General features: G+C 38.0%; 10 protein-coding genes. 4 read left to right on the top strand and 6 right to left on the bottom strand.

The genetic code is table 11. The features are described 5' to 3' along the window. Nucleotides 1-85: 85 nt before the first annotated feature. The 5 genes from B9T35_RS03250 to B9T35_RS03230 all read right to left on the bottom strand — a co-directional run bounded on the left by B9T35_RS03250 (nucleotide 86) and on the right by B9T35_RS03230 (nucleotide 5,711). Nucleotides 86-1,393, bottom strand: coding sequence for an FAD-dependent oxidoreductase (locus B9T35_RS03250; RefSeq protein ID WP_086189695.1), 1,308 nt, complete (start codon nucleotides 1,391-1,393; stop codon nucleotides 86-88). A 197-nt stretch (nucleotides 1,394-1,590) separates the two neighbouring features. Continuing rightward, nucleotides 1,591-3,210 (bottom strand): ABC1 kinase family protein, encoded by a 1,620-nt coding sequence (locus tag B9T35_RS03245; protein WP_086189694.1) that lies wholly within the window; start codon nucleotides 3,208-3,210, stop codon nucleotides 1,591-1,593. A 12-nt stretch (nucleotides 3,211-3,222) separates the two neighbouring features. Then, nucleotides 3,223-3,885: a ubiquinone biosynthesis accessory factor UbiJ gene (locus B9T35_RS03240; protein WP_086189693.1), complete on the bottom strand. Its 663-nt coding sequence runs from the start codon at nucleotides 3,883-3,885 to the stop codon at nucleotides 3,223-3,225. A 20-nt stretch (nucleotides 3,886-3,905) separates the two neighbouring features. Further along, entirely contained in the window at nucleotides 3,906-4,850 is a 945-nt protein-coding gene (gene ubiE / locus B9T35_RS03235) for a bifunctional demethylmenaquinone methyltransferase/2-methoxy-6-polyprenyl-1,4-benzoquinol methylase UbiE (RefSeq protein WP_086189692.1), read from the bottom strand. Between the two features lie 153 nt (nucleotides 4,851-5,003). Further along, on the bottom strand, nucleotides 5,004-5,711 hold the full coding sequence (locus tag B9T35_RS03230; protein WP_086189691.1) for an FFLEELY motif protein: 708 nt from the start codon (nucleotides 5,709-5,711) through the stop codon (nucleotides 5,004-5,006). A gap of 194 nt (nucleotides 5,712-5,905) precedes the next feature. Between B9T35_RS03230 and B9T35_RS03225 the strand changes: the two genes are divergently transcribed. Further along, nucleotides 5,906-7,324, top strand: coding sequence for a phosphate--AMP phosphotransferase (locus B9T35_RS03225; protein WP_086189690.1), 1,419 nt, complete (start codon nucleotides 5,906-5,908; stop codon nucleotides 7,322-7,324). Between the two features lie 130 nt (nucleotides 7,325-7,454). On the opposite strand, the gene B9T35_RS03220 is transcribed toward B9T35_RS03225, so the two are convergent. Continuing rightward, nucleotides 7,455-7,967, bottom strand: coding sequence for a hypothetical protein (locus B9T35_RS03220; protein ID WP_086189689.1), 513 nt, complete (start codon nucleotides 7,965-7,967; stop codon nucleotides 7,455-7,457). A gap of 204 nt (nucleotides 7,968-8,171) precedes the next feature. On the opposite strand from B9T35_RS03220, the gene B9T35_RS03215 reads away from it, so the two are divergent. The 3 genes from B9T35_RS03215 (at nucleotide 8,172) to recD (ending at nucleotide 17,525) form a co-directional block, all read left to right on the top strand. Beyond that, on the top strand, nucleotides 8,172-11,903 hold the full coding sequence (locus B9T35_RS03215) for an exodeoxyribonuclease V subunit gamma (RefSeq protein ID WP_086189688.1): 3,732 nt from the start codon (nucleotides 8,172-8,174) through the stop codon (nucleotides 11,901-11,903). A gap of 3 nt (nucleotides 11,904-11,906) precedes the next feature. Continuing rightward, the gene (locus B9T35_RS03210; RefSeq protein WP_086189687.1) at nucleotides 11,907-15,620 is read left to right on the top strand and encodes a UvrD-helicase domain-containing protein; all 3,714 of its coding nucleotides are present in this window, start codon (nucleotides 11,907-11,909) and stop codon (nucleotides 15,618-15,620) included. 96 nt (nucleotides 15,621-15,716) lie between these two features. Further along, nucleotides 15,717-17,525, top strand: coding sequence for an exodeoxyribonuclease V subunit alpha (recD, locus tag B9T35_RS03205; RefSeq protein WP_213033347.1), 1,809 nt, complete (start codon nucleotides 15,717-15,719; stop codon nucleotides 17,523-17,525). Nucleotides 17,526-18,260 lie beyond the last annotated feature (735 nt).

Here is an 18,260-nt window from a genome sequence, read left to right as displayed (position 1 = left end):
AAAGTTGTTCGTTAAAATATATGGAAACGGTTAAAACCGCAGGGCTATAGTTTACGTGATCATTAATGGTTTTGCGTCATAATCTTTATTCAATTTTAAAAGCGGAGTCGGTCAATTCTCTATTTCTTGAAAATGGATGGGCGACATCCTCATATTGCATTTGGCTGAACATCCCTGTTTTTAAGCCTGAAACTGTCAGTGCCATTTCTTTACGAAAGTAAGGAATACGATACATCCAAGGAAAAGAAAGATCTCTTATAACACTTGTCCACCATAAATCAGACTGATATAAAGGGGTGAGCAGCCGACTTAAAAACTGATAAAAAGCCGTCGATGATTGGCGATGTTGATGGTAATTTTTCCAAAGCTGTGTCCAATCCATACTTTCACTATTTCGAACAGACTGAACTGCTTGCCCCAAAGCCCATGCATCCAAAAGTGCCATATTTGCACCTTGCCCAAGTTGCGGGCTCATGGCATGTGCTGCGTCACCCATCACACCAATACGACCTTCACCAAATTTAGACATCACGACATCACGATATTGAGCAGATAACCACTGCTGTTGATCTTCAGGATTGACAATGACTTGTTCAAGCCAGTCGGCAGCAGGTTTCCAGCGTTTTGAGATTTGTTTTAACCATGCAGATTTGGCCTGTTGATGCGGTAGGAAATTATTTAACTGGTTTGAAGGCAAGCTCCAAAAAACACTGGATAAGCGCTGATCTGGTTGTGTTGGAATTGCACCTGTTGGCAGAATTCCCATCATGATTTTAGAGCGATTATAAAACTGATGTAAAATTTCAGAATTCAATGTCAGGCACTCAGGAACAATCGTCCATTTTGCTCCCCATGGATAAGCTTGATCGACTTTGACCCAACTCGGTGGTCTTAAAGTACTTCGAGTACCATTGGCAATAATGACGGCATCAAAACAGGCATCAAATTTTTGCCCAACGCTTAAACCATAAATTCGAGCTTCATTATGTTGTTCTTCAATTTTTTCAATCTCAGTATTCATTCGCCATGTGATCAATTCTGAATATTCAGCAAGTTTAGATTCAAGAACATGACATAACGCCGCACGATGAATGCCTAAACCATAAAAGTGTTCACCTGCTTGACGATAATGGCTATTCACCAGTAATTGCCCACTTGGCATTTGACCTTCTAAACCTGTGACGATTGCACCGAGCTTCAAGGCTTCATCTAAAACACCCAAATGTTCAAATACCGCAAGGCCTGAGGGTTGAAGCAGTAAACCTGCGCCAATCGGTTCAAGTTGTGGGAATTTTTCAAAAAGAGTGACATGAATGTTTTGTTGTGCCAATAAAATTGCACTGGCTAAACCTGCTGTTCCTGCACCGATAATGGCAAAGTGGAGTGGTTTCATGGATAGGTGAGTCATTTATTAGAATATTATTGTGTAATTGTTTTAAATTTAACAAAAATTACTGAATTAGCAAGATATCTATTATTCTCCCTTTAAAGGAAAATGAAAAATGATGTCTAAGAATTCTGACGATTGAACGTTTATAGATATAAAAAAAGCCTATTCATTTGAAATAGGATTTCGATTAAAAAATATACTTATTTTGCAATTCGCCAAATGGCTAAAATGCTCGATAAAAGAATGAGAATAATTGAAATATACCAAGGTGTAATAATCGCAATAGCGAGGAAAATGGCAATAACACTGCCAAAAACCCAACTACGCTTTTGTTGATGTTCCACTTCTAAACGCATCATCTGTAATTCATGCAATTGCTTCGCATGCCAAGCAGACTGATTTTTTAAACCATTTAAACTGTCGATCATTAACGTTGGGAAATCCTGCGCACCTAAAAGTAAATCAGGAATTTTCTGTCCTAATTCTTTTAAGTTCTTTTGCGGGTTCATTTGTGCTTTAATCCATTCAGTTAGAATGGGTTTTGCTAATTTCCAAATATCTAAATCAGGATAAAGATCTGTTCCCAAACCCTCTACATGCACCAAGGTTTTGAGCAATAGCATGAGTTGTGGTGGAATTTCTAAATGGAAACGACGTGCAATATCCATGACTTGAAGCAAGATGCCTGCAAAGTCCAACTCACTCATGGGTTTAGAGACCATTGGACCTACAGTACGACGCATTTCACGTGCTAAAGCATCTTGATCTGTACCCGGTGGAATCCAACCTGCTTGATGCACAATCAGAATCAATTGCATGAAGTCGCTGTTCATTACAGCAAGTAACATACGGGCAATTGTCATTTGATCATGCTTAGACAATTCGCCCATGATTGCGCAATCTAGTGCAATAAAGCGTGGATTACTTGGATTAATCGTTTCTACAAAAACATTTCCAGGATGCATGTCTGCATGGAAAAAGTTGTCACGAAAAACTTGGGTAAAGAAGATGGTTAATCCTCTTTCTGCCAATTGTGCACGATCCATCCCCAGTCGATCAAAGGTTTCAATATCTGAAATGGGTACGCCCGTAATACGTTCAGCCACCATCACATCGGTACTGTCCATATAGACATCAGGCACATACATCATGCTTGAGCCTGTAAAGTAATGGCGCATACGACGGGTATTGTCAGCTTCTAAACTCAAGTCCAATTCATTCAAAATGACTTGACGATAATCCTGAATAATTTCAGACAAGTGAAATGCACGAGCAGCTTCTAAGCGCTTTTCAAGGAAGTTACCTAACCATTCTAAAATTTCAAAATCTTGTAAAATTTGTTTGCGAATATCAGGACGCGTTACTTTGACAACGACTTCACGACCATCATGCAAAGCCGCAGTATGCACTTGTGCAATAGATGCTGCAGCCAGTGGTTGCTCATCAAAACGTGAAAAAAGTGTATTGATATCAGCCTTAAGAGATTGCTCAATACGAGTTTTGGCAACATCTGAACCGAAAGGTTTTACTCGGTCTTGGAGTAACACCAATTGCGCTAAAATTTCAGGCGGCATTAAATCACGACGAGTTGAAAGTAACTGTCCCATCTTAATAGCGAGAGGACCCATATCCTCTAAAGCTTGTTTAAGCTTTAGAGGATTTTTACGTTCTTTACTTGACCATGCAGCAGGGTGCATACGAATCAGTGCTAAAGCATGACGGGCTTTTTCAGGTAATTCTTCCGCAGGAACCAACGTGTCGAGTCTATAGTGAGCTGCAATGCCCCAAAGTTCGAATAAGCGGGTAATGTGCGGAATCATATATGGTATTACCTAGTCGTGTGTCGGTTGAATTTGAGATTGTAATTGCTGAATTTTCGCATCAAGACGATCTAAGTCTTGATTCAGTTGACGTGTTGCATGATGTAGATCATCCATTTGCCAACGTGGTGCCAATAAACCTGTATCTTCTTTTAAAGCATCTTCTGCAAAGAACAAGTGGCTTTGTATGGAGCGTTTTAAATGTTTCGGTGCAAGCTGAATTTTAGCAATTTCATGTGCCAAAGCAGGACCAACCCATGGGCTCAGTTTTGCTGCTAGATCAGGCTCAGTTTGCTGGATGATGCGTTGAATATCTTGTAAAAGATGATAATCACCTTGCAAGGGGATATTGCCAATATCATCTGCTAAAAATAGTTTAATCAGCTCAATCACATTTTGAACATGCAAGGTTGCTGTTGCTTCAGTAAAGGCATTATTTTTATCAAAAGGGCGCTGTTCAAAAATAGAAGATGTTGTGCTATGACCCGTCACTGTCGGTTCAAGACGAACTTTATGATCATCAAAAAATACATCAACAGACAATTGTGGTGAGTCAATCACCACACGTAATATCTTGCCTTGAAGCTCATTTAATTGGATGCGCGTGATGGCATCCAAATTGATCACTTGGTTGATTAATCGTTCAACTGCACCGAGTGCAAGAATCGACCACATAATTAAACCTTAATCTAGAATCAGAGTTTAAAACCACGGTGAACGGCAACAATACCGCCTGTTAAATTGTGGTAATCACAGTTTTGGAAGCCTGCATTTTCCATCATACCTTTTAAAGTACGTTGGTCTGGATGCATACGAATAGATTCCGCAAGGTATTTATAACTTTCAGCATCATTCGCAATCAGTTTGCCCATAATTGGCAACGCTGTGAATGAATATAAATCATAGAGTTTTGAAAATGGTTCAAAAATTGGTTTAGAAAATTCTAAAATCAGTAAACGACCACCTGGCTTAAGCACGCGATACATGGCTGCAAGTGCTGCGTCTTTATCAGTCACGTTACGAAGACCAAAGCTGATAGTGAGTAAGTCAAAACTATTGTCTGCAAATGGTTCTAAGGTTTCAGCATTGGCAAGTACAAAATCGACATTGGTACAGCCTGCATCAATTAAACGATCACGACCGACATTTAACATTGATTCATTAATGTCAGATAAAACCACATGACCCGTAGGGCCGACTTCACGGCTAAATACTTTGGCTAAATCGCCTGTACCGCCTGCAATATCAAGCACGTGTTGACCACGACGAACACCTGACATATTAATCGCAAAGCGTTTCCAAATACGGTGAATACCGAAAGACATCAAGTCATTCATAATGTCGTATTTACTTGCCACTGAGTGGAAAACTTCAGCTACTTTTTGTGCTTTATCTTCACTACTCACCGTTTGGTAACCGAAGTGTGTGGTTGCACCGACATTGCCTGTATTGGCACCACGGGGTAAATTATATTTAGGAATCGTTCCTGAAACAGGCGTATCAGTCAATGTTTGTTGTAACGATTGTTGTTGACCTTGTGGCGTACCTTGCGGTAATGGTTCGGTTAGAAAAGGACTCACATTGTCTGTATTTTGTGCCGACTCCGTTTGAGCATTCGGCTTTTGATTTTCATTCGACATTTGAGTCACTCCTGAACACAAAAATAATAAATCTTGCAGTGGTCTGCATAATGACAGATTCTTTTGCCTTTTACAGCGTTCATCATGCAATTGTTATGAATAATATACAGAAAATATGCGAATCAAGTCTTGATCACATCGGCTCAAACCTTATCATATTTTAAAAGGATCTTGTTTTCCTAAGTGTACATTTTCAACGATTTTGCGTTCTTGTGCAGTAAAACTTTTGATAAAAATTGCTGCAGATTTCAACGGTTTCATTGCCACAAAACCTTCACCTATAAAGTCATACATCAATTCAAAGTGATATTTGGCAGCAGTGCCTTTACACATTTTAAAGGCGGTATGCATAATAAATGAACGCATGTATTTATCCAGTGCTAAACCTAACTCATCTAATAAATCAAGCTGTTGCAGACGTTCTTTTTCCTGATCGAGTTTAATTAAAGTTAAACGCATCATTTCATCATCAATTTTTTGTTCAGCGGGATAATCTTTTAACAATTGTTTTGCCACTTGCTCATCTAATTGCATAGCGAGAACAGCCAACCCCACAGATTTTAAACCAGTTCGGATTGCATTTTCAGGCAAGATTTTTTCAGCTTTATGGGCATATTTCAGCAAGCGTTCAATTTGCTTGGCAAGGTCGTCAAAATCAGGACCGCCATATAAACGATTGATAAAGTATTTTGCCATTAATTGATTTTCAGGCTGATTAAACAGTTCTTGGTGCGTGTTTAGAATTCTTTCTTTTAACCAATTTTGTGCATCATGTAGACGTTGATTTAAAATAGGGTCTTGGTGATAAGCCAATGCATTATATTGTTCTAAAAGTTCATCGAGTGCTGCAAGCTTAGACATATCAAAACTCAAAAAATTAAATTTGAAAAAAGCATAAAGGGAGTTTACGTGTATCGCTATGACAATTGAATAGAAACAAGCATGAATTTAGGTCAGTACGCATGTTTTATTCATAAAAAGCTGTACAGAAAAGATATAGCTCAAAGAAATGAAATGGATATACTTTATTTAAAATAGATAAAAGTGTGAATTTTATGCTCGAACAACAATTACAATTTTCTTTGCGAGATGAAGATGAACTTTCTGTTGATCTGATTGAAGCACAGTATGCGCTGAAAAATACGCGTGATCAAAATAACGGTAAAAGCTTGGTCATTCTGGTGAGTGGGATTGAACTCGCAGGTAAAGGTGAGGCAGTTAAACAGCTACGTGAGTGGTTAGATCCGCGCTATTTACGTGTCAAGGCCGATGCACCACATTTATTTACAGATAATCAAACATTTTGGCAACCTTATGCACGTTTTATTCCTGCTGAAGGTCAAATACAGGTCATGTTTGGCAATTGGTACAGTGATTTATTATCCACAGCAATGCATGTCTCTAAACCTTTGGATGAGACCATGTTTGAAGCTTATGTTGAAAATATGCGTGCTTATGAACAAGACCTTAAAAATAACCATGTTGATGTGATTAAAGTGTGGTTTGATTTACCGTGGAAAAGCTTGCAAAAGCGTTTAGATGAAATGGATTCATCCGAACAACGTTGGCATAAATTACATGGTTTGGATTGGCGCAATAAAAAACAATACGATACGGTACAAAAGTTACGTCAAAAGTTTACCGATGATTGGTTGGTGATTGATTGTGAAGATAAAGCATCACGTGATCAGCAATTTGCACAGTATCTTTTACAAGCTTTAAAGCAACTTCCTAAACATAAAACCACGGTTCGTACCAAGTGGAAACAAGCAGCAATTCCAGAAGCACTCTTAGCACCATCCACAGACGTTTTAAAAGAAGAAGATTATAAAGCTGAATTGAAAAAGCTGACTAAAAAAGTATCAGATGCATTACGCAATGATTCTCGGAATGTGGTGATTACTTTTGAAGGTATGGATGCAGCAGGTAAAGGCGGTGCAATTAAACGTATCGTTAAAAAACTCGATCCACGTGAGTACGAAATTCATACCATTGCAGCGCCTGAACAATATGAATTGCGTCGTCCATATTTATGGCGGTTTTGGACAAAATTAACAGAAACACATGAAATTACCATTTTTGATCGAACTTGGTATGGTCGTGTTTTGGTGGAGCGTATAGAAGGTTTTGCTAAGCCCGCTGAGTGGCAACGTGCTTATGATGAAATTAACCGCTTTGAAAAAGATTTATCGGATAACCAAACGGTGATTATTAAATTTTGGTTAGCGATTACAATGGAAGAGCAAGAGGCTCGTTTTAAAGCCCGTGAAGAAACACCACATAAGCGTTTTAAAATTACTCCTGAAGATTGGCGTAATCGTGGGCATTGGGATGAGTATTTAAATGCGGCAGCGGATATGTTTGCACGAACCAATACTGAATATGCACCATGGCATATTATTGCAACCAATGATAAATATTCAGCACGTATTCAAGTTTTAAAAGCAATTTTGAAACAGTTGAAGGTTGATTGATTTTATTCTTCATCATCAGATTTTTTACATGACTATTTAAAAGTAGTTTTGTAAATTGAATCAGATCTTGAATACTTAGACAAAAAAAGCGGATTTAAAATCCGCTTTTTTTACATCATCGAAAACTTGATTAAGAGTATTTTACAACTTGCGCATTTTGCTTTTGTTGAATGCTTTTTGCCAGTTTGTAGCATTCTTCTACATGCGCTTCAGCGACTTTTTTCATTACAATATAGCCCAAGCTCGCTGCAATAATTGAACCGCCTAAAGGAATGAATTTGGTCACTTGTTTGGTGATCATTTTCGCAGCCATATTGTTCAGTGAAGATTTAACCGCAGTACGTGCAACCACGAGACCTGAAAACTCAAAGCCGCGTTTGCGCAGTTCATTCCAATGAATCTGCTTAGTTGCAGGGTCATAAACGCTGACTTGATCAGGCGCTAAACCAAAGCGTGCATTAATTTCAGGAATTAATAAAGAGAGAATACCAACATCAATCACCACATCAAAAAATGGGATGGGGATTACCGCAACACCTGCTGAAACATAGGCACGTTTTTTTACCAACTCTAAGCATTCAGTACGAATTTGTTCTAAGTTTAAATTTGGATCGATTGAATCTGGAATTTTATCAATTTTCATAAAGGAGTTACCTATCAACAAGCTTGTGAGATTTATTGTTCATTTCGCATGATTCATAAAGCATAGCTTAGCTTGTTTTTTCAAAAGTTTTTGTTGATCTGTGCTGTAAAAATGCCACACTCACATTAAGATGTATAGTGCTGAATGTTTGTGTTTTTGTGCATTGGTTCAAAATATATAATTGAATGAAAAAGTTGAGGGAATATGGCAATTCATGTGATTCAAAGCCAACGTATTGATGTGTTGGTACAAGGTGTGTTGCAAAGTACAACTAAACCCTCCCAGAATCCATTTGCCGTTTTAAAAACTCAGCATTTTATTGTTCCGACACCAGCGGTTGAAGAATGGCTCACACAAAAAATTGCCGAACAGCAAGGGATCAGTGCCAACAGTCAGTTTCATCAACGAATTCGAGGTTTTCAATGGTTTGCTTACCAACAAGTATTAGAAGATAAAGATAAGGTTCGTAAAGCCAATATTCCACGTTTGATTATGAAATGGCGGATTTATCAGGCACTGAAAAGTTTTATTTCCACAGATGAAATCGCTTTAACGAGTGAGCATCCTTTATATTCGATTATTCTGCGAATTTATGAAAGTGTCGCTCAGCTTGAAGATGGTTTAGAAAAAAGATTAAAAAAACAAAGTATGTTGTATTGGGTTTCTGAGCAAGTCTCAAAATTGTTCAGCAATTATATGATTTATCGTGGTTATTGTATTCAAAGCTGTGGCGATAGTTGTAGCTGCTCAACAAATTGGTTACAGATGTGGGGGCGGGATCAGGAACTGAATGTTGAACAGCAGTTTTTTAAAACCAATACTGAAATTTCTGCGTTTAGTTTAAATCAAGCACAAGAATTGGAGAGTTGGCAACGTTGGTTGTGGCAACATACTTTTCATGAAGATTTTGCTGAAATGCAAAGTATTGATACTGATTTTTGGCAAATTATGGATGATGCTGAAAAACGTCAAGAGGCTTTAAAAAAATTACCCTCGCAGCTGATTGTATTTACGCTTTTAGATTTACCACCGAGTCAATTACAGTTTTTACGTCGCTTGGGACAGTATTTAGATGTATTGATTTTACATTACAACCCATCGCAAGAATATTGGGCAGACAGTGTCGATCCAAACTGGAAAAAACAATACGATTTACGCGTGAAAGAACGCTTTATTGCGAAGAACCCTAAAGCGACCGATGAAGATATTGATAAATTTTTTCAAGAATTCACCTTAAATTTTAATGCAGAAGTCCGTGAATCTCGTCATCCATTGTTGACTCGTTTGGGTAAACAGGCACGTGATCATTTTTCGATTCTTTCTAATCTTTCTTCAGGTGAAGAAGGGCAATGGGTCGATGCTTTTGTGGACGAGTTTCCACCGCATTTATTGGGGAAATTACAATCTGATATTTTATATTTGGTCGAGCCTGAACAGCATGCTTATCCGCTTCACCTGCAAGATGATTCAATTCAAATCCATGTCTGTCATTCAACATTAAGACAGTTGGAAGTTTTAAGAGATCAATTTACCCATTGGTTGGCGCAAAGCACATTGGAAAATCCACATCGCCCAAGTGATATTCTGGTTTTAGTTCCTGATCTGAAACAAATTGAACCTTTAATTCGGAGTGTATTTCCACATGCACCGAATCATGAAGGCATATTTTTACCTGTGAAAATAGCAGGTGTAACACAGTTGGATGCCAATAATGCGTGGCGTGCTGTATTGGGTCGAATTGAACTAGTTCAGGGACGTTTGAGTATTGAAGATTTTGCCGATTGGTTGAGCTTAAATGCGACACAATTACGTTATGGCTTAGATATTCATAATACTGAACGTATGATTGAACTATTGGTTCAAGCAGGCTTTAAACGCGGTTTGGATGCAGAACATTTACAACGCAGTTTGAGTCAGGGCGATGATGATTATCGTTTTAGCCTGAAGTTTGCTTTAGATCGGCTTGCATTAGGCATCGCTATTCCTGAACATGCCATGTTTGCAGAAATTTTAAGTTATGCACAGGTTTTGCCCAGTGAATTTGAATTAATCAGCACTTTAATCGAAATTTATCAAGATTTTGCACAACGCCGTAACTGGATGATTGCACATGAATTAAAATCTACAACAGGCTTAACATTGAATGTTGAAGCTTGGCTTAAATTGTTAATGCAAGACATTATTGAGTTTGAGCAAGCTGGTGTGGAATCTCTTAAAAAAGTCCGTGAGATTGTGAGAAAACAAGAACGGATGCTAACTTTGGCAAGCTTTTATGATGAGCAAGATGATTCAATCCTTCGCAATATTAATTTGCCTTTGCCTTATTTACTCAATGAAATTCAAAATACTTTAGATAGCCAATTGGATCAGGCTGTACCGACAGGTCAAATTACTTTTAGCCAAATTGGTCAGATTCGCCCTTTGCCTTATAAGTTGATGGTAATGTTGAATTTAGATGGTGGCAAATTTCCAACACGAAATAATCATTTGCCTTTTGATTTAATGCAATTACTACGTCCGCAATTGGGCGATCGGTCTCGTTTGGAAGATGATCAAGGTGCATTCTTAGATGCTTTACTATTAGCACAAGAAAACTTATGGCTGTTTTATAATGGCTTTGATGTGAGTGATGGTGAAGTTCGTGAGCCTTCAAGTGTTTTACAAGAACTCATTAACCATCTTGCCTTTATTACACAATCACCTCAAAAAATGGATTCATCGCCATCTTCTGCATCTGACGTACTGAGCCAAGTCGATACTTTGGTTTCAATTGAAGGGATTGAAGTGCCTGAGCAAATTCAGCAACTTTATCATGTCCATCAATTACAACCCTTTGATCCACTTGGATTTGAAAAATCTGAAATTATTCGTTATCAGGATCAATGGTTTCAAGTTGCGCAACAGATTCGTCATACAAATGCACACTCTAAACGTGAAGCATGGGCAAATGTGGAATATCAACGTGAACAGGATGCTGTCACTGTTTTGGATGCAGGGCAGTGGATTCAAGATATGACTTTTCCTGCGCGGTTATACCTCAAGACTTTGGGTGTAGAAAATTTAAAACCTGAGGATATCCCTGCACAGGATGAACCGTTAGTTTTAGATGGATTAGGTCGTTATGCCATCCGAGATTTTTTACAGAAACAACAAAGCCAGTCATCAGATAATATTGAGAGTTTTAAACCTGAGCTGTTACAAGACCAATTACCTGTCGGAAAAGTTCAGCATAGTGCATGGCAAATGAGCTTGGCTGAACAAGAAAATTTAAAAGCACGCTTACATCGTTATGCACCTGAAGTAACCCAGATTACACAACGACAGTGGCGGATTCAGCCTGATTTAACCATCAATTTAACGGTACCTAAATATGCAAGTCTTGATGGAAAAAAAGATTGGGTGAGTTTAGATGCCTCTAGTGCAAGAGCCAAGCGCCGTGCCAAAGTCTGGTTGGAATATTTGCTGTGGCTGAGTTTTAGCAATTTAAATGATGAGCGATCACCTCATTTAAAACGTATCGCTATTTTTAGTGATGTCACACTCATCAATACAGGTGTGAGTTCGGCGCAAGCCAAAGCGTTTCTATTGTCTTGGTTTAAGGCTTATCAGTATGCACAAACTCAACCTTTGGTTTTACCATCAGCCTTACTTTTACAACTTGCTGAAAAAGGCAAAGAACTCGATTGGAATGAAGATGAGTTTGGTCAAATGAGTTTGAATAACTTTGCTGATCTTCTAAAAGAATGGAATGCTGATTCAGCTCGATTCCAGACTTCTTTTTCTGTAGAGAATAATGAAGCGACCAAATACCATCGAGATTGGCAATTTATTTTACAAGAACAGGATGCTACGGCTTTGCTCAAACATGCTTGTGACACCTTTGCTTATGACCTATATCAACCGATTTATCAGCATCAATATGTGGCGGAGGAATAACACATGACGCAGCAAAAAGTGTCTATTCAACCGATTGCAGATATGCAGTTTTCAGGCTTACATTGGATTGAAGCATCTGCGGGAACAGGTAAAACTTATACGCTTTCGAGTTTGATGGTACGAATTTTTTTAGAAAAATATTTACCAAGTCAGGTCATTGCAACCACATTTACTCGTAAAGCATCCGCAGAGTTAAAAAGTCGAATTCGCTCACGTTTGGTGGAAACCCATCGTTATTTTGAGAGTTGTCGAGAGTTAACCGAACAACAAGTTTTAGCCAGAGCACAACAGGAAAATGACCCTTTGTTTGCCAAAGTTTTACAGATTTTTTCGACTCAAATTGGTTATGCTTGTGAACGCCTAAAATTAGTCATTGATCAATTAGATGAACTTTTTGTCGGAACCTTAGATAGTTTTAGTCAGAAGTTATTACGTGAATTTGCATTTGAAAGTGGCAAAATTGAACGAGCTGAAATTACCGATGATGCAAAAAGTTATACCTATCAATTGATCCATGATGTTTTACGCGAATGGATTCAGAAGCAACCACAAAATATTATTGATTATCTACTGCTGAATAAAAAACTAAAATCTCAAGAGAACTATATTTCTGTGGTGGAAAATAGTTTGAATTTTGCTTCGGCACAGTTTCAGGCTGTACCACAACCTGAAATAGATTTAGAACAATTCAACGATGAAATTCAAAAACTTCAACGATTAGATTTAACTCAACTTGAAACGCTATCTGAGTATTATTTGCCAGAGGGGCAACATCATAAAATTATTGCAAAAAAATGGCGTGACCAAGCCAAAATGCAAATGCTTTTTACCGAGGTTTTACCTGCATTTTTAGTATCATTACAACAGCAGGGAGCTTATGCACTATTTGCACCGCAATATGCAAATACGCTGAAACAACTGACAGAATTAACCACCAAAAAACCACTCAATAAATGCGCTGAAGATGTTTTACAAAGTTTTGAAAATCATCCCATTATTCGTTCTCTCAAGCTGTTTATTGAGGGAATGCAAAAGCTCACAGTTGATTTAGATGTTTTAGACAGTTATTTACAATTTCATCTTGCCAGTGAAGTGAAAAAACGTTTACCACAAGTCTTACAGCAAAAAGGTGAAACCACTTTTGCACAGCAAATTCGAACCTTGGCTGAAGCTTTGCAAGGTGAACAAGGGCAGAAATTTGCGAGCTTTGTCCATGCTCGTTATCCCTTAATTTTAGTCGATGAATTCCAAGATACCAATCAAGATCAGGATGATATGTTGGCGCAAATTTGGCGTCATCCAAAACGTGTCAAAAATGGTTGTATGATTATGGTCGGTGACCGTAAACAGGCAATTTATGGTTTCCGTGGTGGAGATATGCTGACCTTTTTAAAAGCCCATCAGGACGTTTTTGGCAAAGAAGGGCATGCTTATAATTTGGTGCAGAATCATCGTTCAGTTCAGCCTTTGGTCGAAGCTGTTGATGCCTTATTTCAGCGACAGACTGATTTTGGGGAACAGGTAATCTATACGCCCGTACAGGCAGGTAGTCGTCCACATCCTGATTTAATTGACCAACAACACATTAATCCTGTACCACTACGCTGGTTGCAACTTGAAGATAAAGCGACTGAAGCAGAACAAGTGGCATGGAAAATTCGAGATTTACTCAATCAAGGCATTCAGGGTTCATTATATTTTGCTGAAAAATCAGGACATCGTGCTCTTGATGAAAATGATATTGCGATTTTATCCAAGAATCATGATGGCTTAGATAAAGCCCAGTCAATGCTGGAATATTTAGGTGTTCGCGTCAGTCGTCCATCGAAAAAAAGTGTCTTTGAAAGTAACCTTGCCAAGGATGTGGGAGCTGTACTGAGTGCGATTATGCATCCTTATGATGAAGGTAAAATTAAGCGTGCTTTACTCAGTCGTTTACTTGGATTTAACCTACAAAAATTGATGCAATTGGAACAACAAGCTGATGGTTTAAGCGCTTATATTGAACAGTTCGATCAGATTCGTGAGATGTGGCTCAATCAAGGCTTTTTAACGGCTTGGCAATTTTTTTTAAATCAATTCGATGTATGGAAAACACTGGTTGCAAAGCAAAGTCGGGACAATGAACGTGTGGTGGTGAATCTACGTCATGTTACAGAATTGCTGAGTCAGCACAGCGAAGATTATCAAGGGGCGCAGAATTTACATTATTGGTATTTAAAACAACTCACTTCACCCATGCAACGAGAATGGGAACTCGAACGTAAACTGTCGAATGAAGCAGGTGTGCAATTGATGACGATTCATCAATCTAAAGGTTTAGAGTTTAAATTTGTTTTTCTTTTAGGTGCGGATAAAGGCATTAAAGAAATGAATAAAACTCTGAATTTTTCCACGTCTGAAAAAATAAATATGCAAACAGGGCTGATTGAAATACAACGTATTGTTGCTGTTAATGATAAAAATATTTTAGAACAAGCAGATATTGATCGGCATGATGAGCGGGCTTTGGCAGAACATCACCGTTTATGGTATGTGGCACTGACACGTGCCAGTTATCGTGTTTATGCCATGATGCAGGACAATGATGGAAAATCGACAACGGGCTTGGCATTTTGGCGTGGGCATGGCGCAAATATCTTCCAACATCCGAATAGTGCGCTTGAGCCTTTACTCACAGAAAGACCGATTAAGATTGAAGCCAAACCTTCAGAGGTGATTGTGCCAATTCAGGCGCATCAATTTCCACAACAACGCTTTTATCCACGGGGTAAAACCAGTTTTAGTTATTTAGCACAACACTTAACCCGTCGACAAATTCAAGATGCTTTAGCGGTTGCCAATGCGGAGACGGAAAGTGCAGAAGATGAAATCAATCAACCTATTCCTCAGATTATTATTGCTGAGGCGAATCAACCGATTACATGGATTAAAGCCAGCTTTCCAATGGGCACAGTTGCAGGGAATTTCTTACATGAAATTTTTGAACATATTGATTTTCAAAACTCACAATATTGGCATTTAGAAATTCGTCGTCGTTTTAAAAATGACTATGCAATGCTGTGGAATGAATTGATTGAGAAATTTAGTAAAGCATTTCCAAGTGAACAACAGATCGAAGAAACTTTACTGCAATGGATGTCGGAATGGTTAGAGCATATTTTGGATACACCGATCCAGTCGGATTTTAAACTTAAACAATTGGCATCCGATCAACATCTGGCAGAGTTTCCATTCTATTTGGCTTTATCAGATCGTGTGTTGGCGATTCAGCGTATTCATCAACTGTTTGATGAGTATGGAATTGCGATGCCTGATTTTAAAGAAGCCAATTCAGCTCGTTATTTGAATGGCTCAATTGATTTACTATTTTTTGATGGTAAGCAATATCACATTGCCGATTATAAAAGTAATTTCTTAGGTGCAGATCAGCAACATTATAATACTGCATCAATTCAAGAAAGCATGTCGCATGCCAGTTATTGGTTACAAGCATCCTTGTATCTCGTCGCTTTACATCGTTATTTAAAAGTTCAACTATTGGATTATCAAATTGAAAAAGACTTAGGTGGTGCAATCTATCTTTATTTACGGGGTATGAATGGGCAAGCTGAACAGGGCTATTATTACTGGAAGCCAAGGGCCGAATTTATCCTACGACTTGATGCAATCTTGGGCTATTTTATTGAAGATTTAAGCGTGGATAAAACGGCTTAAATTGCATGAATGATTATTTGAATAGCTGTATAAACAGAAAGTTACCATGTGGATAACTGTGTTGAAAACCTTGTAGATAACTCTGAGGATAACTGTGTGGAAAATAGACAGGATTTAGAAAGCCAAGTGCCGCAATGGATTGCGACTTGGAGTAAATACATTTTACAGCAGTCATCCACAGGCTCAGATTTACATGAAAGGTTAAATGAGGACTCACTGGAATTAGTCCAAGATATATTACTTGCGATCACTCGTGGCGATAGTTGTATCCACCGTGCAGGAAAAAATATTCAATCGTTATATCAGCTCGTGATTGATGAGCAAGATGCACTTTATCAAGTTGCCCCTTTTGTGGCTGATGATGAATATTTATATATGTATCGCTACTGGAGTTTAGAGCAGCGTTTAGCAACGCAAATTATGCGTTTAAAACAACAACAGATTCAGGCTGTTGATATCCAAGCGTTTGAACATTTATTACAAGATGAACATCAAAAAGCTGCTTTAGCGATGGTTGCTCAAAATGCATTTAATATGATTACAGGTGGGCCAGGAACAGGGAAAACTTATACGCTTGCACGTATTATTGCGGTTTTGAGTCAAGCCATTCCTGATATTCGCATTGCGATGGCAGCACCGACGGGTAAAGCCGCTCAACGGATGAAAGAAGCATTACAGAATTCACTGAATGATGAAAAACTTAATGAATTGGGCTTAATTAGCGATACGTTGAAACAACAGGATACGCTCACTATCCACCGTTTATTGGGTTTAGGTACACAATATAAAGCACGTTTTAACTTAAAACAGCCTTTGCCTTATGATGTCATCGTTATCGATGAAGCATCCATGTTAGATCTCAATCTTGCGACTTTATTATTAGAAGCAGTGCCTGATCATTGTCGTTTGATTTTATTGGGTGATGCCAATCAGTTGGCTTCAGTCGATGTGGGTTCTGTATTGGCAGATTTACAGCAGGCTGAATCACTGGCAGAAAATCGCGTTAATTTAGTGACCAGTCGCCGTTTTAAAGAGGGTGCATTGATTGGGAAAATGGCACAGTTTATTCAAACACAAAAGAGCCTTTCAACACAAAATCATTCAGGCACTCATTCAACACAATTATTGGCAAATTTTGAACAGGAAATTGTCTCTGCTGCTGAATTCAAGCCAATTGCATTATATCCAAATATGCCAGATGTGATTCAACTGGAATATTTACCAGAAGTGATTGCTCAAGCAGATATCACGGGTTATTACCAAAAATTGAGTTGGGGATATCAAGACTACTTTAATAGTATCCAACATTATTTGAATCAGGATGATCCAAAAACTAAAGTTGCAATGGTGATCCAGGCTTTTGACCATTATCGAATCTTAACAGCCATTCATCATGGCGTATTGGGACTGGAAGCATTAAATAGAGCGATGGAAAAGGCTTTATTTGAATATCTTACGAGCTTACAAAAGCAAGGTGATTGGTATGTCGGTCGTCCAGTGATGATGAGTTATAACGACTATCAACTCGGAACCTCCAATGGCGATATTGGAATTTGCTTTAAGCATCGTCAACAATCCAATCAGTTTGAAGTCTATTTTCCAAGTTTAGACAAATGGATTCCTGCGACACGCTTACCTAAATCGATTCAAACAGCATTTGCATTGACCATTCACAAATCACAAGGTTCAGAATTTACTCATACGGCAGTGGTTTTAGATTCTGCTGCAACTAAGCTCCTCAGCCAAGAATTAATTTACACAGCGATAACACGAGCAAAATCGGTTGTTAGTCTTTTGGTTGATTCAGAAGCTTTTATTCAGTCTTTAAGCATTGCAACGACAAGGCAAAGCGGATTGCTTAGAAAAATTAACACAAAAAAAACACTGTTAAATCCAAGTACATAAATGTAACGCTGTACGAAATGGCTTACAGATATTCGAGAGATTAGCGCATAGAGCTTTGTCTAACTTTTTGCGATGATGACTGTCATAAAGAACTCAACATGGAATGCTGAGTAAAATCGCACAATAATAATGATTTAAAGTCGAGAGACTGCGAACTTACAAGAAGTAAGTATAAAGAGGAAACTTACAGCCGCTAAGCCTTGTAGTTTTGGGAGAGACTACAGGGCTTTTTTATATCCGCTCTTTTAATATCTAATGTTGAATTAATCAGTGAATATATAATTGACATAAACATAAATAGCCTCTGTATTTCATAACGCTATGAAGACATAAAAAATTTTATGCAGAAAAAGAATAAAATGAGATTTTTTATTTATCCATTAGTAGTTGAAATAAAAAGAATTATTTACTTAAGCTATGAGTTTTTTTTAACATAAGATACATTTTGTGCGCTTTTGCTTACACAAACATACGAAAAATGCGACTTTTGTAGCATTTTATTTGTGGCAGAATAGGTTTTATAAGGAAATGTTGAAGTAAGAACAAGGAACGTATTAATAATAAAAGTGAAACATTCACTCAATATAATAAATACAATAAATTAAACAATAATAATGAAAACATAAGAAACTACAGCGCCGGAAAAGCCCTAGAAGAGATTCTAGGGCTTTTTCACTATTTGGCTATAAAGCTCATATTCTTAAATATCTTGCATTTATAGCCACACAAGGGCCT

The sequence above is a fragment of the Acinetobacter sp. ANC 3832 genome, from assembly GCF_002135415.1.
GTDB lineage: Bacteria > Pseudomonadota > Gammaproteobacteria > Pseudomonadales > Moraxellaceae > Acinetobacter.
Note: the sequence above shows the minus strand (reverse complement) of the source record. Positions and strands in the feature narration are given on the sequence as shown.